Origin of the sequence: Streptomyces sp. NPDC102360 (genome assembly GCF_044766085.1) — a bacterium.
Lineage (GTDB): Bacteria > Actinomycetota > Actinomycetes > Streptomycetales > Streptomycetaceae > Streptomyces.
In genome coordinates this window covers 15,824-36,689 of the sequence record NZ_JBIWLG010000007.1, presented here as the reverse complement: position 1 = coordinate 36,689, position 20,866 = coordinate 15,824, and the positions used below count along the sequence as shown (strand labels likewise).

Below are 20,866 nucleotides of genomic sequence, written 5' to 3'. Positions count from 1 at the left end.
TATGTGGAGTTCGGGGCGAACTGGCAACGAGCAAGTGATCAAACCGAGGAGCAGCCAGAAAAGGCCCGCCCCTCAGGGCGGACCTTTTTCCAACCACTGACCAGCGAAAATCAGCTCCAGATCGGGTCCTGCGGAGCATCGGCCGTGACCGCGACGTCCTGAACCACGCACCAGATCGGATCGTTGGAGCCCAGCGGAACCGTTCCCTGGATTGCCGCACTGCCCTCGACTGCCACACCGGCCCCCGCCGGCGCCGCGGTCGCGGCCGTCGTGGCCGCGGCGCCGGCGAAGGCGGCGGCGAAGGTCAGGGTGACGACGGCGGTACGCAGCAGGTTCTTGCTCATGGAACGGTTCCCCCTAGGCGATTGAATTCTCTTCTGAACTCCCGGCCGGCTCCGCGCCGTCCGATGAAGAAATTCTTGCCTGGGCACACCACCGCTCACCAGCGAAATCGAATGCAGGGACCTGCGCTGGCAAGGTACTGACAGCGGAATTGACACCCCCGGATCGGTGGTGAACGGGCCGTGTAGAAGCAGTAGAGGCCGCTGAGCTACTTCTTTCCCGCATGACCGTGCTCTCGGAACCACCCGCCGTGCGGCTCGAGACCGCACCTCCGCCCCGCCCTTCACCGCGCCCCACAACCGCGGAACCGCACGCGGTGCAGCATGATGCCAAGTCGGCCCCCGACGCCGGCCGCGACCCGGCCTTCGAGCCCGTGATACGCGTGGTGCGCGGAACCCTGACCCCCGAGGAACTGGCGGCGCTCACCGCGGTGTTGCTCGGCCGCCCCCGCCCCGCAGCACCCCCCGCCCCGGTCGCACGCCCCAGGAGCACCGCCCGCTGGCAGGGCCCGGAGGCCTTCCGAGCCCCGGGCGACTGGACGGCCTTTTGAACCCGGCGCCGGGCTCTGCAGGTTGCCCTACACGTTGCAGCGGAACATCGACGGCAGCGCGGCCACCTGCGGAAACCCCCATCGCATTCCGCCGCATCCAGCGGGGATCCAGCGCCCGGAACACAGCCCGCCGCAGGCTCACGACGGGCCCCGGCCGGCGCTCTGAAGACCCGCCCTTACATCTATAGGTCGAGTTATAGTAGATGCACCTATACGAATGAGGCGACGGTCATGGCCACCTTTCCCAAACCCTCCCGCATGTTCGCCCGGGACTTCGAGTGGTCCGAGCTCGTCCGCTACGCCACGCTGCCCGGGCCTCAGGCCACACTCGGAGTCGTGTCCGGCCGACGCCGGCAGGGGAAGACCTTCCTGCTCGACGCGATCACCAGGGCCACCGGCGGGTTCATGTTCACCGCGACGGAGACCACCGAGGCCGACGCCCTCCGGCAGTTCGGCGCCGCGCTCGCCGCGCACCGCGGGCAACCCACCCCGTTCCGGTTCGCCCACTGGGACGAGGCCCTCACCGAACTGATGCGGCTTGCCGACACCGGGCGCCCGACCGTCGTCGTGATCGACGAGTTCCCGTTCCTCGCCAAGGCGTCCCCCTCCCTGCCGTCCCTCATCCAGCGCGCCCTGGACCCGGCGGCCCAGCACACCAACACCCCCGTACGCCTCCTGCTGTGCGGTTCGGCGCTGTCCTTCATGGGGCGACTACTCTCCGGCAACGCGCCCCTGCGCGGCCGGGCGGGCCTCGAACTCGTCGTCCCCACCCTCGACTTCCGCCAGGCCGCCGACTTCTGGGACGCCCCCGACCCGCACACCGCGCTGCTCACCCACGCGATCGTCGGCGGCACTCCCGCCTACCGCCGCGAGTTCACCCAGGGCGACACCCCGGCAGGGCCGCACGACTTCGACGCCTGGGTGATCCGCGCCGTACTCAACCCGGCCCGCCCCCTGTTCCGTGAGGGCCGGTACCTGCTCGCCGAGGAGCCCGACCTCCACGACACCGCCCTCTACCACTCGGTCCTCGCCGCCATCGCCGACGGCAACCACGCCCGCGGCGGTATCGCCGACCGCCTCGGCCGCAAGGCCACCGACCTCGCCCACCCGCTCAGCGTCCTCCAGGGCGTCGGCATGATCACCCACGAACCCGACGCCTTCCGCCGCAACCGCTCGGCCTACCGCATCTCTGAGCCGCTCATCGCCTTTTACCACGCGGTCATGCGCCCGGCCTGGGGCGACCTGGAACGCCCCGGCCGCGCAGAGACCGTCTGGAAGCACCTTCAGCCCACCTTCCGCAGCAAGATCCTCGGCCCGCACTTCGAGCAGATCTGCCGCGAATGGGCCCGCTGGCACGCCGCCCCCGAAACCCACGGCGGCCACCCCACGTCCGTGGCTTCCGGCACCGTCAACGACCCCACGGCCCGCACCAGTCACAAGATCGATGTCGCTGTCCACGGCGAGGACGACCACGGCCGCGCCACCCTGCTGTCGATCGGCGAAGCCAAGTGGAACGACCGCATGGGCAAGGCCCACCTCCAACGCCTCCACCACATCCGCACGTTGCTGATCGCCCGCGGCGCGGCCACCCCCGCAACCCGCCTCCACCTCTACAGCGGCACCGGGTTCACGGCCGACCTCCACCACCTCACAGCCACCGACCCGACCGTCCAACTCGTCGACGCGGCCCGGCTCTACCAGGGCGACTGACCATCGCGGCAGCGCTCAGGCTCTGCGTGAGGCCGAAGCCGACAAGCGACCGCAAGCCCTGACGGCGCTGCGCAGTTCACGCTCCCAGCCCGAGTACAGGAACCTGGCTGGGCAACTCGCGCCAGTCCTCCACCGCGCCCTCAACAAGCTTCTTGGTCGCCCTCGATGGTGATGACAACGCACGCCCGGCCCTTTGACGCGGTCCTTGCAGAGGGTTCGGTCATCGGTCGCCCCTCCGGCACCTGTACACCATGCCCGCAGTCTCATCAGACAGTTCGGCACCGGCAACGGCACTTGTCCGGCCACCACGATCCGGTGCCCCCATCACGATGGCTCGATGGCAACCCCACTCATCGCGGCCGCGGCCGAGCCGTCTCCCGGACGGCGACCCCACGACAACAACTGCCGAACCGTCAATCCGTCCAGCAAACCCGGCCGCCGCCACACAAAGGCCCCTGACCTGCTGCTTAGCCGCAGCTGATCAGAGGGCGAGCCCTGTCACACGTTGAACCGGAACGTCGCCGATGGCGCGACGACCTCCCAGCTCCCTGCCTGCGGGATCCAACAGCAACCGCCCTGGTCAGCGGCGAGAATCGGATCGAGGAACCTCTTCGTCAGCTCCATGGCTTCGGGAAGCCGCCGGAAGGACTCCAAGCCGGTCACCTCGGCAGCCACCTTGGCGTAGCCCTGCGCCCAGAGCACATGGTCGGGCACGTCGAAGACGGGAGCATGGTCCAACGCCCGACGCCGGTGCTCGGAGACGAGCGCCTGCCGCAGACGCGCAGCGTCCACGGGCTGGCTGCAAGCGATCAGCACCAGATCGCAGAGGTCTCGGAAGCGGGTACTGGGGCGGCCTTGATGCCGCTCAACAATGGCGCAGACCTTGTCGGCGACGCTATCGGCCAGCGGATAGATCCGATAGCCGGGCCTTGCCAGGCCCGGGATGTCCAGGTTTACGATCGGCGGTGCGGTCTCCGGTACTCCGGTGATCCGCACACCGGTGACCAGGTCGATGTGGAAGGCCTCGAACAGACGCCGCCCCAGCCGCGCCTGGGCCGGAACGCGCACGCCTTCCACGCTTTGGACCAGGCTCCGCGGCTCGGCAAGCTCGAAGGTAAAGAAGTCACCGAGGTCTCGCGCGGTCGCATGCCGGAGGGCCGCGAGCGCGGCGTGGACACCGTCCGCCTCGGCGACCAGGTCCACATCTGCGGAGTGCCGGGCCTGACGCAGCCGGGCGAGCATCGAGGTTCCGCCCTTGAGGTCCACCGGTGCTCCTCACCGGGCGAGAAGCAGCGCGCGAGCAGCCGGTCATAGGCGAACTGGCGGCGCAACTGCCCCTGCGTGAAGGCGCTTTCGGCGGCCAGCGCCTTCAGGCGCGCGGTGAGAGCCGACTCGAAAGCGCGGGGAGTGGCGTACGGGAACGGACCCTCACGCTCGGTCATACCGATCCACCCCTCTGCCCCCGGCCCGGCAGCCGTCCGGCGGTCGGGGCGACCTGTCCGCACAGGTGGTCGAGGAGGGCGGCCCCGTCGGCGTCCGGCAGACCGTAGGCCGCGGCGTGGGCGTCCGCCGCCCGTGCGAGCCGGGCCCTGCTCACCAGCCGGCGCCCGAGCAGATCGACAATCACCTGGCCAATGTGCTGCCCGTCGTGCCGGGCGGCGAGCAGATCGGCAACCAGCCGGGCCGGTCTCACCACCGGCAGCTCGTCCCGCCACTCCACCTCGCCCTCGGCCAGGGCCGCCACGCGCAACGCCACGTCCGTACGCCGGGTACGCCTGCGCGCGGGCACCGTGAACTCGTACGGCTCCGGCTCAAAGTCGCCCACCCCGTACAGCACCGCGGCGCTGCGGTGCGAAACCACCCCGTCCGCAGTCCCGCGGTCCTCGGCCGCCACCCCGGGAGCCAGCTGCAGCCAGGCCACCCGCAGCCCGAGATACCGGGCCGGCGGGGCACCGGCCACCTGGTACACCCCGAACGCCACAGACTCCAGTGCCCCGTCCGCCACCAGCCGGTGCAGCTCCCACCGAGCCACGCCTTCGGCCACGGCCTGGCGAGAGGTCACCAGGCCCCATTGATAACGGGAGAGCTCGGACAGCTTCCCGAACGCTGCACTTCGCATGGCACGAATGTTGCACATATGCAACAGTCGTGCCACATCGTGGCCCGTGCTTCACCTGAACGTGGACACCCCGGCAGCCGCCCCGTATCCAGCGTGCCCCGTCACGGACCTGTCTCAGCGTCACCCCTGAAGGGCGAGTGCCGCCAAGTAGGTCTCCAATGCTGACTCTTGATGGTTTTGGGCAGGGCAAGCAACCCCGCGCCAGGCCGTGTGCCAGGTCTTCGAGAAGGTCAACACCGGCGGCGTCACACTGACCGTCTTCGAGCTGCTGACCGCCACGTACGCCGCGGACGAATTCGATCGGCGCCGGCACTGGGAGCAGAAGTGCCGCGCCGCCTGGCGGGCTCGGCACCGAGTCGTTCCAGTACCTGCGGTGAGGCATCGGTGATCCGCTCGTCGACCGCCAGTAGCGAGGTCGCTCCGGTCAGCACGGCGCATGCGGTCGGCGTAAGCACTACGCCCAGGCGATGGCGCATCCCGGCGCGCAGGCGCGGTCCTCCACTCGGATCGCGGGGCGCCGAGAGCTCCATAATCTTGGAAGACCGTGCCTACCACGTTGCCAGGTCCCGAGGGGCCGACAGATCGTCAGGAACCGGGCGTCACACAACTATGCCGAAGCTCTGACCGTGGGCCACAGGGCGCCCTGCATCACATCTCTGCAGCGGCCCCAGGACGCGGGTACGAGGTGTCCGTAGACATCGACGGTGGTCTTGATGGAGCGGTGGCCGAGCCGGCGGGATGCCTCGTGGATCGGGATGCCGTGGGCGAGGGCAGTAGGGGCGAGGAAGTGCCGCAGACCGTGCGGAGTGCAACGACAGTTGACGAACCGTCAGGCCGTCCAGCCAAAATACAGCCACGGACACGCAAACGGGGTCGCCCCGAAACCGGACCGACCCCACCTGAACTCCACGTTTGCTAATTCAGCGCATCCACGCCACGACGCGGACTAAACGTTGAAGCGGAACTCCACCACGTCCCCGTCCTGCATCACGTAGTCCTTGCCCTCCATGCGGGCCTTGCCCTTCGCGCGGGCCTCGGCGACCGAGCCCGTCTCGACCAGGTCGGCGAAGGAGATGACCTCGGCCTTGATGAAGCCCTTCTGGAAGTCGGTGTGGATGACACCGGCCGCCTCGGGGGCCGTGGCGCCCTTCTTGATCGTCCAGGCGCGGGACTCCTTGGGGCCTGCCGTCAGGTAGGTCTGCAGGCCCAGGGTGTCGAAGCCGACGCGGGCGAGGGTCGCGAGGCCCGGCTCCTCCTGGCCGACGGACTGGAGGAGTTCGAGGGCCTCCTCCTCGTCGAGCTCGGCGAGGTCCGCCTCCAGCTTGGCGTTGAGGAAGATCGCCTCGGCGGGGGCGACGAGCGCGCGCTGCTCGTCCTTGAAGGCCTCGTCCGTGAGCTCGTCCTCGTCGACGTTGAAGACGTAGAGGAAGGGCTTCGTCGTGAGGAGGTGCAGGTCGTGGAGGAGCTCCTCGGCGTCGGAGCCCTGGACGATGCCCGCGGAGGACAGCGTCTCGCCCTTCTCCAGGATCTCCTTGGCCGCCTCGACCGCCTTGACCTTCGGGCCGATGTCCTTCTTGATGCGCGACTCCTTCTGGAGGCGCGGGAGGACCTTCTCGATGGTCTGGAGGTCGGCGAGGATCAGCTCGGTGTTGATCGTCTCGATGTCGCTCTTGGGCGCGACCTTGCCGTCGACGTGCACGACGTTCTCGTCCTGGAACGCGCGGATGACCTGGCAGATCGCGTCGGACTCGCGGATGTTCGCCAGGAACTTGTTGCCCAGGCCCTCACCCTCGGAGGCGCCGCGCACGATGCCCGCGATGTCGACGAAGTCGACCGTGGCCGGGAGAACCTTCTGGGAGGAGAAGATCTCGGCCAGCTTGGTCAGGCGGGGGTCCGGGACACCGACCACGCCGACGTTCGGCTCGATCGTGGCGAACGGGTAGTTGGCCGCGAGCACGTCGTTCTTGGTCAGGGCGTTGAACAGGGTCGACTTGCCGACATTCGGCAGACCGACGATTCCGATCGTGAGCGACACGTTGCGACTTCCCGTACGTGATGTGGTGGTGTGGGGCAGGGCGATCCACCAGTCTACGGCCTCGCCCGGCCCGGCCGACTTCCGCCAAGCGCGGTCAAGCTCGGCCAAAGTGCGTGTCCCTTGGCCTATTGGGCACATAAGCGCATCTATGTTGGGCTTGTGGAGCAACCCAGGACGCGTCCCCCGCAGGCCAGGCCCCGCCGCACGGCCCCGCTGCCGCCGCAGGCGCAGGGCGGCCAGGACGGCGCCGCGCCGTCCGGTGAGTCCGCCACCGTGTACCGCGCCGCCCGTGGGGGTCCGCCGACTCCCGGGCGCCGCCCCCTCCGCTTCCCGAACCCACGGCTCACGGGGCGGGGCAGCGGACTGTTCTGCATCGCCGCGATGCTGGTCTTCGGCTTCCTCGACCGGCTGTTGTTCGCCGGCTCCCCAGCCGTCTACGGAGTGCTGTTCCTGCTCGTCAGCGGGCTCACGGCGGTGTGGGTGCGGGGCGCGGACCTGGTGACGGCGCCGGTCGTGGTGCCGATCGCGTTCGCCGTCGGCATCGTGCCGATCTCCGAGGGCACGGGCGGCTTCGGGCCGCAGGTCATGGGGCTCGCGACGACGCTCGCCATGAACGCGATCTGGCTGTACGGCGGGACGCTCATCACCGGTGTGCTCGTGACCGTACGGAAGGTGCGGCTCATGGCGCGGCGGGCCGCGGTGCGCCGGGCCGGCGGCCGGAAGCCGTCCGGCGGCAAGGCCTCGCCCTCGTCCTCCCAGGCGCCGGGACCGCGGCGTCGCACCGCGTAGAGGCGTCGCACCGCGTAGAGCCGGCTCCCCACACACGAGGCACCCCGACACACGAGGCGCTACGCGCGCGATGCCGCCATCGCCGCGCCCACGATCCCCGCGTTGTTCTGCAGCTCGGCCGGGACGATCTCGGCCTTGATGCCCTTGATCAGCGGCAGGAACTTGTGCGCCTTGCGGCTGATCCCGCCGCCGATGATGAACAGCTCGGGCGAGCAGAGCATCTCCACGTGCGCCAGGTACTTCTGCACGCGGTGCGCCCACTGCTCCCAGCTGAGGTCGTGGTCCTCGCGTGCCTTCGTGGAGGCGTGCTTCTCCGCGTCGTGCCCGTTCAGCTCCAGGTGGCCCAGTTCGGTGTTCGGCACGAGGACGCCTTCGGAGAACAGGGCGCTGCCGATGCCCGTACCGAAGGTGAGCAGCAGCACGGTGCCCTTGCGGCCGCGGCCCGCGCCGAAGTGCATCTCGGCGACGCCCGCGGCGTCCGCGTCGTTGAGCACCGTGACCGGGAGCCCGCCGAGCTTCTTGCTCAGCAGGGCCCGCGCGTCCACGTCGATCCAGCTCTTGTCGACATTGGCCGCCGTACGGACCGTGGCGCCGCCCGTGACGACGCCGGGGAACGTGATGCCGACCCGGTCGGGCCGCACGTCGGCGAAGTGCTCGATGACCTGCTTGACGCCGTCGGCCACACCCTCGGGCGTGGCCGGGTGCGGGGTCAGCACCTTGTGCCGCTCCTGGGCGAGATCGCCCCGCTCCAGGTCGACCGGGGCGCCCTTGATCCCGGATCCGCCGATGTCCACACCGAAGATCTGCATGACTCCACGTTACGACGGGAGACCGACAGTCACTCCTTGGAAGCGGACTCCCCGGACTCCCCGGACTCCCCGGCTTCACCGACGAGCGACTGGGCCTCGGCGCGCAGATCGCGGCGGAGCTCCTTGGGCAGCGAGAACGTGATCGACTCCTCGGCCGCCTTCACGATCTCCACGTCCGCGAACTCGCGCTTCGACAGGTACTCCAGGACCTCCTCGACGAGCACGTCCGGGACCGAGGCGCCGGAGGTGACGCCGATGGTCGTGACGCCGTCGAGCCAGGACTCGTCGATCTCGGAGGCGTAGTCCACGAGGTACGCCTCGCGGGCGCCGGCCAGCTTGGCGACCTCGACGAGGCGCACGGAGTTCGAGGAGTTGCGCGAGCCGACGACGATGACGAGGTCGGACTCGGCGCCCATCTGCTTGACGGCGAGCTGGCGGTTCTGGGTCGCGTAGCAGATGTCGTCGCTGGGCGGCGAGATGAGCTGCGGGAACTTGCCCTTGAGTGCGTCGACGGTCTCCATCGTCTCGTCGACGGAGAGCGTGGTCTGGGAGAGCCAGACGACCTTCTCCGGGTCGCGGACCTCGACCTTGGCGACGTCCTCGGGGCCGTCGACGAGCGTGATGTGGTCGGGGGCCTCGCCGGACGTGCCGATGACCTCTTCGTGGCCCTCGTGCCCGATCAGGAGGATGTCGAAGTCGTCGTTGGCGTAGCGGACGGCCTCCTTGTGGACCTTGGTCACCAGGGGGCAGGTGGCGTCGATGGTGGCGAGCTTGCCGCGCTCGGCCTCTTCATGGACGGTCGGTGCGACCCCGTGCGCCGAGAACATCACGATGGAGCCCTCGGGCACCTCCTCCGTCTGCTCGACGAAGATGGCGCCCTTCCGCTCCAGGGTCTGCACGACGTACTTGTTGTGCACGATCTCGTGGCGGACATAGATGGGGGCCCCGTACTGCTCGAGGGCCTTCTCGACGGCGATCACGGCACGGTCCACACCGGCGCAGTAACCCCGGGGGGCGGCAAGCAGGACGCGGCGGTTGTCACTGCGACGCGGAGCGTCTCCGCTTGCGGTGGTGGCGGGCGGCGGGCCGGGAGTTGCAGTCATGTCCCCATCGTAAGGGCGACCCCAAGGGGCCAAAGATCGTCCCCGTGGAGAGACTGGGAGTCTGCGCGCGATCTACGGAGGCACGATGTCGGCCGACACCCCCCACACAACGCATGAGGAAACCGCCCTGCGTCGCAGTCTCGGCTTCCGGGACCTCGTGGTCTACGGGCTCCTCTTCATCGCCCCCATGGCGCCCGTCGGCGTCTTCGGCACGCTGGACGCGAAATCGCACGGCGCGGTCGCCCTCGTCTACATCGTCGCGACGATCGCGATGGCGTTCACCGCATTCAGCTACGCACAGATGGTGCAGGTGGCCCCGCAGGCGGGCTCGGTCTTCGCCTACGCGCGCGCGGGGCTCGGAAAGGGCCCCGGGTTCATCGCGGGCTGGATGGCGATGCTCGACTACGTACTGATCCCCGCGGTCGCGTATCTCTTCGCCGGCATCGCGATGAACTCGCTCGTGCCCTCGGTCTCCCAGTGGGTATGGACGGCGCTCGCGGTCGTGATCACGACGCTGCTCAACCTGTGGGGCGTGCGGGCCGCGGCGCGGGTCGGGTTCGCGGTCCTGGCTCTTGAGATCGTGGTGCTGCTGGTCTTCGTCGTCTCCGCGGTCGTGATCCTCGCCACGGACGGGCCGCAGCGCGACTGGCTGTCGCCGCTGACCGGCGACGGCACGCAGGGCGCGTTCGCGCTGTCGGCGGTGATCGGCGCGGTGTCCGTGGCGGTCCTCTCGTATCTCGGCTTCGACGCCATCGCGTCGTTCGCGGAGGAGGTCACCGGGGGCTCGGCGAAGGTCGCGCGGGCGGTGCTGTTCTGCCTCGTCTTCACGGGTGTGCTGTTCGTCGCGCAGACCTACCTGGTCGCCCTGCTCGAACCCACCACGTCGGCGCAGCTCGCCGCCGATCCGGGCAAGCAGGGCAGTGCCTTCTACGACGCCGTGGACGCGTCCGTCGGCTCGTGGCTGCACGACCTGGTGGCGGTCAGCAAGGCGATCGGCGCGGCGTTCGCGGCGCTCGCCGGGCAGGCGGCGGCGGGGCGGCTGCTCTTCGCGATGGCCCGCGACAGGCGGCTGCCGAAGGCGCTCTCACGGACGTACGCCGGGGTGCCGCGGGTGGCGCTGCTGCTCGCCGCGGTGATCACGCTCGTCGCGGCGGTGTGGGCGGCCAGCAGGGACGACGGCATGGACCACCTGGTCTCGGTCGTCGACATCGGCGCCCTGACGGCCTTCACGCTGCTGCACGCGAGCGTGGTGGGGTATTTCGCGGTACGCCGCCGTGGCGGCGCGGTGAGCTGGTGGCGCCACCTCTTGATCCCGATCGTCGGCGCGGTGATCACCGTCGCGGTGATCGTGGAGGCGTCCGGTACGGCGCAGGTGGTGGGCGCGATCTGGCTGGCGATCGGGCTCGTGGTGCTGGCGGTGCAGCGGGGCCGGGCCGAGCCTGCCGGGTCCCCGGCCGCGTAGGGCGTCCGCACCCGGGACCACCTGCGTTGTCGGTGCCTGCGACTACGCTCACGGCATGGCTGTCAACACGTCCGCGGACGCCCCGCTGCCCGTCGGCCAGGTGTCGCGGCTCATCGGGGGATGGATCGACCGGCTCGGCGCCGTGTGGGTCGAGGGGCAGATCACGCAGCTGTCCCGCAGGCCGGGCGCGGGCGTCGTGTTCCTGACGCTGCGCGACCCGTCGCACGAGATCTCGGTGGCGGTGACCTGCTACCGGCAGGTGTTCGACGCGGTGGCGGACGTCGTGCGCGAGGGCTCTCGCGTCGTCGTGCACGCGAAGCCGGAGTGGTACGCGCCGCGCGGCCAGCTCTCGCTGCGGGCAGCCGAGATCCGCCCGGTCGGCGTCGGTGAACTGCTCGCGCGCCTGGAGCAGTTGAAGAAGGCGCTTGCCACCGAGGGCCTCTTCGCGGACGACCGCAAGAAGCCGCTGCCGTTCCTGCCGCAGCTCATCGGCCTGGTCTGCGGCCGCGCCTCGGCCGCGGAGCGCGACGTGCTGGAGAACGCGCAGCGCCGCTGGCCCGCCGTCCGCTTCGAGGTGCGCAACGTACCGGTGCAGGGGGTGCACGCGGTGCCGCAGGTCGTCCAGGCCGTCAAGGAACTGGACGGGATCGACGACGTCGACGTGATCATCGTGGCGCGCGGCGGCGGCAGCGTGGAGGACCTGCTCCCGTTCTCCGACGAACAGCTGGTGCGGGCGGTGTCCTCCTGCCGTACGCCCGTCGTCTCGGCGATCGGCCACGAGCCGGACAACCCGCTGCTCGACTACGTGGCCGACCTGCGCGCCTCGACGCCGACGGACGCGGCGAAGAAGGTCGTGCCGGACGTCGGCGAGGAGTACGAGCGGGTGCGCTGGCTGCGGGACCGGGCCAGGCGCAGCGTGGAAGCTCTCCTGGAGCGGGAGGAGCGAGGGCTCGCGGCGGCCCTCGCCCGCCCCTCGATGGAGGACCCGCACCGCATGGTCGACGAGCGCGAGGAGCAGATCGCGGCGCTGACCGAGCGCTCCCGCCGCACCCTCGGCCACCTCCTCGACCGCGCCGAGTCGGAGCTGACGCACACGCACGCGCGCGTGGTGGCGCTCTCCCCCGCGGCCACCCTGAAGCGGGGCTACGCGGTGTTGCAGAAGCCGGACGGGCACGTGGTGCGCGGCCCGGACGAGGTGGCGGGGGGCGAGGAGCTGCGGGCCCGCGTCTCCGAGGGCGAATTCACCGTACGAGTAACAGAAGACGAAGCGTGAGGACGGACAGCAGCATGGCTACCAAGACGGCACAGCCGGCCGACGAGGCGCTCGGCTACGAGCAGGCGCGGGACGAACTGATCGATGTCGTACGGCGGTTGGAAGCCGGCGGCACGTCCCTTGAGGAGTCCCTCGCGCTGTGGGAGCGCGGCGAGGAGCTGGCGAAGGTGTGCCGCCGCTGGCTGGACGGCGCGCGCGCCCGCCTGGACGCGGCGCTCGCGGAGGAGGCCGGGGACGACGAGGAGGCGGAGGGCGAGGAGTGACCGGTGGCGTCACCTTGTGAACAGCGTCACGAAGCATTTGGTTGAAGGTTGAACCTCATCGGCGTACCGTCTTCCATGCGGGCCGATCCGGACAGAACGGATCGCCGCAGCCGTGACCGTCGCACCGAGAAGGTTGATCCATGTCTCTCGTTCTTGACCCCGCCGCGCAGGACCTGCTGTTCCGCGAGGCCCGTACCGCGAACACGTTCTCGTCGGAGCCCGTGACCGACGAGCAGGTCGCGGCGATCTACGACCTGGTCAAGTACGGCCCGACCGCCTTCAACCAGTCGCCGCTGCGCATCACCCTGGTCCGCTCCCCCGAGGCCCGCGAGCGTCTCGTCAAGCACATGGCCGAGGGCAACCAGCCGAAGACCCTCGCCGCCCCGCTGGTCGCGATCCTCTCCGCGGACCACGAGTTCCACGAGGAGCTGCCGCAGCTCTTCCCGCACGCCCCGGGGATCGCGGACATGTTCTTCTCGGAGCGTCCGGTCCGCGAGCAGGCCGGCACGCTGAACGCGACGCTGCAGGCCGCCTACTTCATCATCGGCGTCCGCGCCGCGGGCCTGTCCGCAGGCCCGATGACCGGCCTCGACTTCGCCGGTGTCCAGAAGGAGTTCCTGGACGACGACCACACCCCGCTGATGGTCATCAACATCGGCAAGCCGGGCGAGGACGCCTGGTTCCCGCGCTCCCCGCGCCTGGAGCAGGAGCAGGTCATCACGACCGTCTGAGTTCCTTGGACGCAGAACGTAACGAGGAAGGGCCCCGGCGGATGCCGGGGCCCTTCCTCGTTACGGGGTGGACGGAGTCGTCACACCTTCTCGCGCTTCATCTCCAGCGCCTCGGCCATCTTCGTCAGCTGGTCGAAGTCCGCCGTGCCGGTCACCATCGTGGTGGAACCCTTCTGCTTCAGCACCAGGGCGTCGTACTTCTCGCCCTTGTAGCGCTCCCAGGTCTCGCCGCCGATCTCCTGCGTGCGACCCGTCGCGGAGGCGCCCTGGCTCACCTTGTTGATGAACCCCTTCGACCGCCCGGTCGCCTGCTCGACGGCGACGTACTGCCCCTCCGGGTCGAGGTACCCGAGGTGCCACGCGTCGTTCGAGGTGCCCTGGTAGCGCACGGACGTCGGCTTCCAGTCGTGCGAAAGGCCCGTCGGCGCGGCCACCGGGTACGGCGCCGCACGGCGGGCCGTCGACAGCTCGACCTTGTAGTCGACGCGCTTGACCTGCGACGCCCCGGAATCGTCGTGCGGAACGAAGAGGTAGATCACGCCGGCCGCGAGGACGCAGGCGCCGAGCGAGAGGACCAGGCTGCCGACCGTTTTCTTACCGTTTCTTGCTGCCACGCGCCCCATCGTCGCAGGTCGCCCGATGATCTCTGCCGGGAGGTCCGGATTCACGCGGTCCGGCATCGACCGGTCCGCTCATCCGTGGGGCGGTCTGCTCAGATTGTCGGACCGACGATAGAGTTCTCCCCATACCAACCCCTCATCCGGCCGTCGTCGTATCCCGGTGAAGCCGAACAACCCGGTGAATCCCGGAACAGAAAGGTGCGTCTCGATGACCGAGCATCGCCAGCTTCCGTCCGAACTCGAGGTCCCCTCCGAGGCCCCCGACCGCAACCTCGCCCTGGAACTCGTCCGGGTCACCGAAGCCGCCGCCATGGCCGCGGGCCGCTGGGTGGGCCGCGGCGACAAGAACGGCGCGGACGGCGCGGCCGTACGCGCCATGCGCACGCTCGTCTCCACCGTCTCGATGAACGGCGTGGTCGTCATCGGCGAGGGCGAGAAGGACGAGGCCCCGATGCTCTTCAACGGGGAGCACATCGGTGACGGTACGGGCGCCGAGGTCGACATCGCCGTCGACCCGATCGACGGCACCTCGCTCTGCGCGAAGGGCATGCCGAACGCGATCGCCGTACTCGCCGCCGCCGACCGCGGCACGATGTTCGACCCGTCCGCCGTGTTCTACATGGACAAGCTGGTCACCGGCCCGGAAGCCGCCGACTACGTGGACATCAACGCCCCGGTGTCGGTGAACATCCGCCGCGTCGCCAAGGCGAAGAAGCGCGCGCCCGAGGACATCACCGTGGTCATCCTCGACCGGCCGCGGCACGAGGGGATCATCAAGGAGGTCCGGGAGACCGGCGCCCGCATCAAGCTGATCTCGGACGGCGACGTCGCCGGTTCGATCCTCGCCGTGCGTGAGGGCAGCGGCGTCGACCTGCTGCTGGGCATCGGCGGTACGCCCGAGGGCATCATCTCGGCCTGCGCGATCAAGTGCCTGGGCGGTGTGATCCAGGGCAAGTTGTGGCCGAAGGACGACGAGGAGCGGCAGCGGGCGATCGACGCGGGGCACGACCTGGACCGGGTGCTGTCCACGGACGACCTTGTCTCCGGCGAGAACATCTTCTTCGTGGCCACCGGGATCACCGATGGGGAGTTGCTGCGGGGGGTGCGGTACGACTCGGAGCGGGCGCATACGTCGTCGCTCGTGATGCGGTCGAAGTCCGGGACGATTCGGCAGATCGACTCTACGCATCGGTTGAGCAAGCTGCGGGCCTATAGCGCGATCGACTTCGACCGGGCCAAGTAGGTCGCGGGGGTCCGTGGTTGACGCCTCGGGGCTCCGCCCCGGACCCCGCGCCTCAAACGCCGGCGGGGCTGGATCTGCTCAATCGCCGCAGGGGCTTGATTTCTCAAGCCCCTGCGGCGATTGAGCAGCGGCCTCTCAAACTGCCATCGCGCGCGGCGCCTTCTTGAGTTCGACCTCGCGGCGCCGCCTCCTGGCCAGGACGACGCGGCGTTCCGCTGCGGTGAGGCCGCCCCAGACGCCGTACGGCTCCGGCTGGAGGAGGGCGTGTTCGCGGCATTCGACCATGACGGGGCAGCGGGCGCAGACGCGCTTGGCCGCCTCCTCGCGGGCGAGACGCGCGGCGGTCGGTTCCTTGGAAGGGGCGAAGAAGAGCCCCGCCTCGTCGCGCCTGCACACCGCCTCCGTGTGCCATGGAGCGTCCTGATCCCTGCCCCTGACTGGCTCGCGCTGCTGCGGTACGGCGGTGACCTGCAGGGACTGATGCGGCGGGTGCAGCACGGTCTACTCCTGACGACGGCTGACGACGGCTTTCGCGAGCGGGCGACGATGCAGCAAGCTCTACCCGCTGTGTCGGTTCCTATGCACTGGGTTCCGATGCGCGGAAGTTCCCGGGCGCATAAGGGAGTTCACCGACCGAGGGCCGTCGGGGCGCGGCCGTCAGCCGAGGTACTTGCGCACGTGCTTCTCCAGGTTCTGGATGAGCTTGCCGCGCTTCGGCTTCGCCTCGATGTTCCCGAGGACCGCGTAACCGTCGACGTACACGACGGGCGCCTCGGGCTCGTGCGCGTCCAGCGTGTCCACCTCGAAGTTCCCGAGGACGCCCGCGCCGCTGCCGCGCAGCGAGATGTTCTCGGGGACGCGGATCTCCACGTTGCCGAACACGGAGACCGCCTTGATGTACACCTGCGGGTACTCGAAGATCGCCTCGCTGAGGTCGATCTCCACGTTGCCGAAGATCGCGTACGCGTGCGTGCGGCGGCCCACCCGCCAACGGCCCTTGCGTGTCGTGGAGCTGAGGACCGCCACCAGATTCTCGTCGGGCACCGCCGGGACCGTACCGGGCGCCGGGCGGCTCGGGGCGGGGCCCGGAGCGGGCGCCGGGCGGGGCGGCGTGTGCGTGCCCGGCAGGTCGCGGACCAGCGGCTCCAGTTCGCCGACCGTCTTGGCGCGGTAGACCCCGTCGATCCGCTCGGCGTGCTCCTCCGCGTCGAGCCGGCCCTCCGCGAGTGCCTCACGCAGGATGTCCGCGATCCGGTCGCGGTCGGCGTCGGACGCGCGCAGGTCGGTCGGCTCCGCCACGGGAGCGCTGGGCGCGGGCTGCGAAGGGCGCTTTTGAAGGTCCACGACAGCAGACTACCGAAACGCGATAGATCGCGACACCCCCTGCCGCGGGACCCTGCCGCGGGCTCCCGGAGCCAACTGAGCCTTACCTCACAGGCTCGGCCGCCCGACCAGGTTCTACGCTGGTTGGCGCTGCCAAAGACGGCCGACCTCCGGCGAGTGAGCCGAAGGGGCGCGCCTGTGTCGAGGGCGCGAACGCGCGGAGGCCCGACGAAGGAGGGTCGAGCACGATCGCGCCCTCGACACAGGCTTTGCCGCCCCGGAGGCGAACCGAGCCAAAAGAGAAAGGGTTTGGGCGAGATGCCTGAGTTCGCGTACACCGATCTGCTCCCCCAGGGTGAGGACACCACCAACTACCGGTTGGTGACCTCGGAGGGTGTCTCCACCGCCGAGGGGCCTGACGGCCGTACGTTCCTGAAGGTCGAGCCGGACGCGCTGCGCAAGCTCGCCGAAGAGGCCATCCACGACATCCAGCACTACCTCCGCCCGACCCACCTCGCGCAGCTGCGCCGCATCGTCGACGACCCCGAGGCGTCCGGCAACGACAAGTTCGTCGCGCTCGACCTGCTGAAGAACGCCAACATCGCGGCCGCGGGCGTGCTCCCCATGTGCCAGGACACCGGCACCGCCATCGTCATGGGCAAGCGCGGGCAGAACGTCCTCACCGAAGGTGAGGACGAGAAGTCCCTCAGCAAGGGCATCTACGACGCCTACCAGAACCTGAACCTGCGCTACTCGCAGATGGCCCCGCTGAACATGTGGGACGAGAAGAACACCGGCTCCAACCTCCCCGCGCAGATCGAGCTCTACGCGACGGACGGCGGCGCCTACAAGTTCCTCTTCATGGCCAAGGGCGGCGGCTCCGCCAACAAGTCGTTCCTGTACCAGGAGACGAAGGCCGTACTGAACGAGTCCTCCATGATGAAGTTCCTGGAGGAGAAGATCCGCTCCCTGGGCACGGCCGCCTGCCCGCCGTACCACCTCGCGATCGTCGTCGGCGGCACCTCCGCCGAGTACGCCCTGAAGACCGCCAAGTACGCCTCCGCGCACTACCTGGACGAGATCCCGGCCGAGGGCTCCGAGCTCGGGCACGGCTTCCGCGACAAGGAGCTCGAGGACAAGGTCTTCGAGCTGACGCAGAAGATCGGCATCGGCGCGCAGTTCGGCGGCAAGTACTTCTGCCACGACGTGCGCGTGGTCCGTCTGCCGCGGCACGGCGCCTCCTGCCCGGTCGCCATCGCCGTGTCCTGCTCCGCCGACCGCCAGGCCGTCGCGAAGATCACCGCCGAGGGCGTCTTCCTTGAGCAGCTGGAGACGGACCCGGCGCGCTTCCTGCCGGAGACCACGGACGAGCACCTGGAAGAGGGCGACGTCGTCAAGATCGACCTCAACCAGCCGATGGACGCGATCCTCGCCGAGCTCGGCAAGCACCCGGTGAAGACCCGCCTCTCCCTGACAGGACCGCTCGTCGTCGCGCGCGACATCGCGCACGCCAAGATCAAGGAGCGCCTCGACGCCGGCGAGGAGATGCCGCAGTACCTGAAGGACCACCCCGTGTACTACGCGGGTCCGGCGAAGACCCCCGAGGGCTACGCGTCCGGTTCCTTCGGCCCGACCACGGCCGGCCGCATGGACTCCTACGTGGAGCAGTTCCAGGCCGCGGGCGGCTCCAAGGTCATGCTCGCCAAGGGCAACCGCTCCAAGCAGGTCACCGACGCGTGCGACGCGCACGGCGGCTTCTACCTCGGCTCGATCGGCGGCCCGGCCGCGCGGCTCGCGCAGGACTGCATCAAGAAGGTCGAGGTCGTCGAGTACGAGGAGCTCGGCATGGAGGCCGTCTGGAAGATCGAGGTCGAGGACTTCCCGGCGTTCATCGTCGTCGACGACAAGGGCAACGACTTCTTCCAGAACCCGGCGCCCGAGCCGACGTTCACGAGCATCCCGGTGCGCGGTCCCGGCCTCGCGTAGTCGCCACTCGTTGGTGGGGTTGTTCCTGGGATCAGGAACAACCCCACCGTCGTGTTCGCTGTACCAGGTATGAGCGACAACGCCGGCGAATACCGCATCGAGCACGACTCCATGGGCGAGGTCCGTGTCCCCGCCGCCGCGAAGTGGCGGGCCCAGACCCAGCGCGCCGTGGAGAACTTCCCGATCTCCGGGCAGCGCATCGAGCGCGCCCACATCGAGGCACTGGCCCGGATCAAGGGCGCGGCGGCCACGGTGAACGCGGAGCTGGGGGTCGTCGACAAGGACATCGCCGAGGCCGTCGCGGCAGCCGCCGCCGAGGTCGCCGAGGGCCGCTGGGACGACGAGTTCCCGGTCGACGTGTTCCAGACCGGTTCCGGTACGTCGTCGAACATGAACACCAACGAGGTGCTGGCCACGCTCGCCACCGAGCGCCTGGGCCGGGACGTGCACCCGAACGACCATGTGAACGCCTCGCAGTCGTCCAATGACGTCTTCCCGTCCTCCATCCACATCGCGGCGACGGCCGCCGTCACCCATGACCTGATCCCGGCGCTCGAGCACCTGGCCGCGTCCCTGGAGCGGAAGTCCGCCGAGTTCTCCGACGTCGTGAAGTCGGGGCGTACGCACCTGATGGACGCCACGCCGGTGACGCTCGGCCAGGAGTTCGGCGGCTACGCGGCGCAGGTCCGCTACGGCGTGGAGCGGCTGACCGCCTCGCTCCCCCGGCTCGCCGAACTCCCCTTGGGCGGCACCGCGGTCGGCACGGGAATCAACACCCCGCCCGGCTTCTCGGCCGCCGTCATCGCGGAGGTCGCGCGCGCGACGGGGCTGCCGCTGACCGAGGCCCGCGACCACTTCGAGGCGCAGGGCGCGCGCGACGGGATCGTGGAGACGAGCGGCCAGCTGCGCACGATCGCCGTCGGCCTGACGAAGATCGCCAACGATCTGCGGTGGGCCGCATCCGGGCCCCGTACGGGACTCGCGGAGATCAACCTCCCCGATCTGCAACCCGGTTCGTCGATCATGCCCGGCAAGGTGAATCCGGTCATTCCCGAGGCGACGCTGATGGTCGCGGCCCAGGTCACCGGCAACGACGCGACGGTCGCCGCGGCCGGCGCCGCGGGCAACTTCGAGCTGAACGTGATGCTCCCGGTCATCGCCAAGAACGTGCTGGAGTCCATCCGGCTGCTCGCCAACGTCTCCCGGCTGCTTGCCGACCGCACCGTCGACGGCATCACCGCCAACCGCGAGCGCGCCCGCGAGTACGCCGAGTCCTCCCCGTCCGTCGTCACGCCGCTCAACAAGTACATCGGCTACGAGGAGGCGGCCAAGGTCGCCAAGAAGTCCCTCGCCGAGCGGCGGACGATCCGGGAGGTCGTGCTCGACGGCGGCTACGTGGAGCGGGGCGACCTCACCGTGGAACAGCTCGACGAGGCGCTCGACGTCCTTAGGATGACGCGGCCGTGACCGCGCGTCACCGCGCGTGGCCCGTTGGCGTATTCGTGACACGCACCGCAGCGTCGTATGCCGTTGGCACCTAATATCTGTCCATGACAGACGAGTACCGGATGACCGAGAGTGGAGGGCGCTGGGCGCCCGGTGAGCCGATCCTGTGGCGCTACCGCGCCAACGGGGGCGACGGCTTCCACATCTGCCGGCCGGTCACGGTCGTCCAGGACACCGACGAGCTGCTCGCCGTGTGGATGGCGCCCGGGACCGAGTGCGTGAAACCGGTGCTCGCCGACGGCACCCCGGTGCACCGCGAGCCGCTCGCCACCCGCTACACCAAGCCGCGCGCCCTGCGGCGCGACCGCTGGTCCGGCACGGGCGTGCTGAAGCTGGCGCGGCCCGGCGAGCCCTGGTCGGTGTGGCTGTTCTGGGAGCCGGGCTGGAGGTTCCGCAACTGGTACGTGAACCTGGAGGCGCCGCGCGCCCGTTGGGCCGCGGGCATCGACTCGGAGGACCACTTCCTCGACCTGTCGGTGTACCCGGACGGCAGCTGGCGCTGGCACGACGAGGACGAGTTCGCGCAGGCACAGACCGTGGGCCTGATGAGCCCCGCACAGGCCGCCGAGGTGCGGTCCGCGGGGCGCCGGGCGGTCGAGACGATCGAGAACTGGCGGCGGCCGTTCTCGGACGGCTGGCAGCACTGGCGCCCGGACCCGGCGTGGCTGGTTCCCGCCCTGCCGGCCGACTGGGACCGTACGCCCGCGCACGTGTCCTCATGAGACCCTTGATGCGCCCCCATGGGGGAACCGTAGGATCGTCCTCCGCAAGAGACCACCCGGCCGAATGTGCGGGTTCTACGGACAACTCTTGGCACGCACAACTGGTCTGACACGATGTCAACGAGGTCATCGAGGGGCGGCTGGACCGTGAACGTGGGCGAGACGACGCAGTGGGCGGGCCGGGACCAGGCGGCCGCCGGAACCGCGAGCGGTGCTGTCCGCAGGTCCCCGGCGTTCTCGCCCGTACGGATTCCGTTCCCGGAGCACGGGTTCCGGGTAT

General features: G+C 69.7%; 20 protein-coding genes and 1 pseudogene. 11 read left to right on the top strand and 10 right to left on the bottom strand.

Annotated elements, in window-relative coordinates; translation table 11 throughout:
* Window positions 1–110: 110 nt before the first annotated feature.
* Window positions 111–344 carry a hypothetical protein gene (locus tag ACIRHA_RS25805; RefSeq protein ID WP_403850249.1) on the bottom strand — a complete coding sequence of 78 codons (234 nt, stop codon included), beginning with the start codon at window positions 342–344 and terminating at the stop codon, window positions 111–113.
* A 314-nt stretch (window positions 345–658) separates the two neighbouring features.
* Here ACIRHA_RS25805 and ACIRHA_RS25800 point away from each other — a divergent pair, with 314 nt between their 5' ends.
* Both ACIRHA_RS25800 and ACIRHA_RS25795 read left to right on the top strand, forming a co-directional pair.
* The gene (locus tag ACIRHA_RS25800) at window positions 659–892 is read left to right on the top strand and encodes an acyl-CoA carboxylase subunit epsilon (protein WP_403850246.1); all 234 of its coding nucleotides are present in this window, start codon (window positions 659–661) and stop codon (window positions 890–892) included.
* Between the two features lie 231 nt (window positions 893–1,123).
* Window positions 1,124–2,602: an ATP-binding protein gene (locus ACIRHA_RS25795; RefSeq protein WP_403850243.1), complete on the top strand. Its 1,479-nt coding sequence runs from the start codon at window positions 1,124–1,126 to the stop codon at window positions 2,600–2,602.
* Between the two features lie 498 nt (window positions 2,603–3,100).
* Here the strand turns inward: ACIRHA_RS25795 and ACIRHA_RS25790 are convergent, their stop codons facing one another.
* The 4 genes and pseudogenes from ACIRHA_RS25790 to ychF form a co-directional block, all read right to left on the bottom strand.
* Complete coding sequence (locus ACIRHA_RS25790; RefSeq protein WP_403850241.1) at window positions 3,101–3,868, bottom strand: nucleotidyl transferase AbiEii/AbiGii toxin family protein; 768 nt, start codon at window positions 3,866–3,868, stop codon at window positions 3,101–3,103.
* Between the two features lie 172 nt (window positions 3,869–4,040).
* Entirely contained in the window at window positions 4,041–4,721 is a 681-nt protein-coding gene (locus tag ACIRHA_RS25785) for a type IV toxin-antitoxin system AbiEi family antitoxin domain-containing protein (protein ID WP_403850238.1), read from the bottom strand.
* Between the two features lie 607 nt (window positions 4,722–5,328).
* A pseudogene (locus tag ACIRHA_RS25780) lies at window positions 5,329–5,523 on the bottom strand (site-specific integrase); the annotation flags it as partial.
* A 144-nt stretch (window positions 5,524–5,667) separates the two neighbouring features.
* Window positions 5,668–6,756 carry a redox-regulated ATPase YchF gene (gene ychF / locus ACIRHA_RS25775; RefSeq protein ID WP_403850235.1) on the bottom strand — a complete coding sequence of 363 codons (1,089 nt, stop codon included), beginning with the start codon at window positions 6,754–6,756 and terminating at the stop codon, window positions 5,668–5,670.
* A 159-nt stretch (window positions 6,757–6,915) separates the two neighbouring features.
* On the opposite strand from ychF, the gene ACIRHA_RS25770 reads away from it, so the two are divergent.
* The gene (locus tag ACIRHA_RS25770) at window positions 6,916–7,545 is read left to right on the top strand and encodes a DUF6542 domain-containing protein (RefSeq protein WP_403850232.1); all 630 of its coding nucleotides are present in this window, start codon (window positions 6,916–6,918) and stop codon (window positions 7,543–7,545) included.
* A gap of 59 nt (window positions 7,546–7,604) precedes the next feature.
* Here the strand turns inward: ACIRHA_RS25770 and ppgK are convergent, their stop codons facing one another.
* Both ppgK and ACIRHA_RS25760 read right to left on the bottom strand, forming a co-directional pair.
* The gene (ppgK, locus tag ACIRHA_RS25765; protein WP_403850229.1) at window positions 7,605–8,354 is read right to left on the bottom strand and encodes a polyphosphate--glucose phosphotransferase; all 750 of its coding nucleotides are present in this window, start codon (window positions 8,352–8,354) and stop codon (window positions 7,605–7,607) included.
* Between the two features lie 29 nt (window positions 8,355–8,383).
* Window positions 8,384–9,457: a 4-hydroxy-3-methylbut-2-enyl diphosphate reductase gene (locus ACIRHA_RS25760; protein WP_403850226.1), complete on the bottom strand. Its 1,074-nt coding sequence runs from the start codon at window positions 9,455–9,457 to the stop codon at window positions 8,384–8,386.
* A gap of 85 nt (window positions 9,458–9,542) precedes the next feature.
* Between ACIRHA_RS25760 and ACIRHA_RS25755 the strand changes: the two genes are divergently transcribed.
* The 4 genes from ACIRHA_RS25755 to ACIRHA_RS25740 all read left to right on the top strand — a co-directional run bounded on the left by ACIRHA_RS25755 (window position 9,543) and on the right by ACIRHA_RS25740 (window position 13,186).
* Window positions 9,543–10,919 carry an APC family permease gene (locus tag ACIRHA_RS25755; RefSeq protein ID WP_403850225.1) on the top strand — a complete coding sequence of 459 codons (1,377 nt, stop codon included), beginning with the start codon at window positions 9,543–9,545 and terminating at the stop codon, window positions 10,917–10,919.
* Window positions 10,920–10,974: 55 nt separating this feature from the next.
* Complete coding sequence (xseA, locus tag ACIRHA_RS25750; protein WP_403850222.1) at window positions 10,975–12,192, top strand: exodeoxyribonuclease VII large subunit; 1,218 nt, start codon at window positions 10,975–10,977, stop codon at window positions 12,190–12,192.
* Window positions 12,193–12,206: 14 nt separating this feature from the next.
* Window positions 12,207–12,455: an exodeoxyribonuclease VII small subunit gene (locus tag ACIRHA_RS25745; RefSeq protein WP_403850220.1), complete on the top strand. Its 249-nt coding sequence runs from the start codon at window positions 12,207–12,209 to the stop codon at window positions 12,453–12,455.
* 140 nt (window positions 12,456–12,595) lie between these two features.
* On the top strand, window positions 12,596–13,186 hold the full coding sequence (locus tag ACIRHA_RS25740; protein WP_403850218.1) for a malonic semialdehyde reductase: 591 nt from the start codon (window positions 12,596–12,598) through the stop codon (window positions 13,184–13,186).
* Window positions 13,187–13,266: 80 nt separating this feature from the next.
* Here ACIRHA_RS25740 and ACIRHA_RS25735 read toward each other — a convergent pair whose 3' ends face one another.
* Window positions 13,267–13,800 (bottom strand): DUF4245 domain-containing protein, encoded by a 534-nt coding sequence (locus tag ACIRHA_RS25735; protein WP_403850216.1) that lies wholly within the window; start codon window positions 13,798–13,800, stop codon window positions 13,267–13,269.
* Between the two features lie 214 nt (window positions 13,801–14,014).
* Here ACIRHA_RS25735 and glpX point away from each other — a divergent pair, with 214 nt between their 5' ends.
* Complete coding sequence (gene glpX, locus ACIRHA_RS25730; RefSeq protein ID WP_403850213.1) at window positions 14,015–15,049, top strand: class II fructose-bisphosphatase; 1,035 nt, start codon at window positions 14,015–14,017, stop codon at window positions 15,047–15,049.
* 135 nt (window positions 15,050–15,184) lie between these two features.
* On the opposite strand, the gene ACIRHA_RS25725 is transcribed toward glpX, so the two are convergent.
* Window positions 15,185–15,547 carry a WhiB family transcriptional regulator gene (locus tag ACIRHA_RS25725; RefSeq protein ID WP_403850210.1) on the bottom strand — a complete coding sequence of 121 codons (363 nt, stop codon included), beginning with the start codon at window positions 15,545–15,547 and terminating at the stop codon, window positions 15,185–15,187.
* Window positions 15,548–15,706: 159 nt separating this feature from the next.
* On the bottom strand, window positions 15,707–16,393 hold the full coding sequence (locus tag ACIRHA_RS25720) for a DUF1707 domain-containing protein (protein ID WP_403850208.1): 687 nt from the start codon (window positions 16,391–16,393) through the stop codon (window positions 15,707–15,709).
* 297 nt (window positions 16,394–16,690) lie between these two features.
* Here ACIRHA_RS25720 and ACIRHA_RS25715 point away from each other — a divergent pair, with 297 nt between their 5' ends.
* The 3 genes from ACIRHA_RS25715 (at window position 16,691) to ACIRHA_RS25705 (ending at window position 20,586) form a co-directional block, all read left to right on the top strand.
* Window positions 16,691–18,358, top strand: a complete 1,668-nt coding sequence (locus ACIRHA_RS25715) for a fumarate hydratase (RefSeq protein ID WP_403850206.1) — start codon at window positions 16,691–16,693, stop codon at window positions 18,356–18,358.
* A 69-nt stretch (window positions 18,359–18,427) separates the two neighbouring features.
* The gene (locus tag ACIRHA_RS25710) at window positions 18,428–19,825 is read left to right on the top strand and encodes a class II fumarate hydratase (protein ID WP_403850204.1); all 1,398 of its coding nucleotides are present in this window, start codon (window positions 18,428–18,430) and stop codon (window positions 19,823–19,825) included.
* Between the two features lie 83 nt (window positions 19,826–19,908).
* Complete coding sequence (locus ACIRHA_RS25705; RefSeq protein WP_403850201.1) at window positions 19,909–20,586, top strand: DUF402 domain-containing protein; 678 nt, start codon at window positions 19,909–19,911, stop codon at window positions 20,584–20,586.
* Window positions 20,587–20,866: the final 280 nt, after the last annotated feature.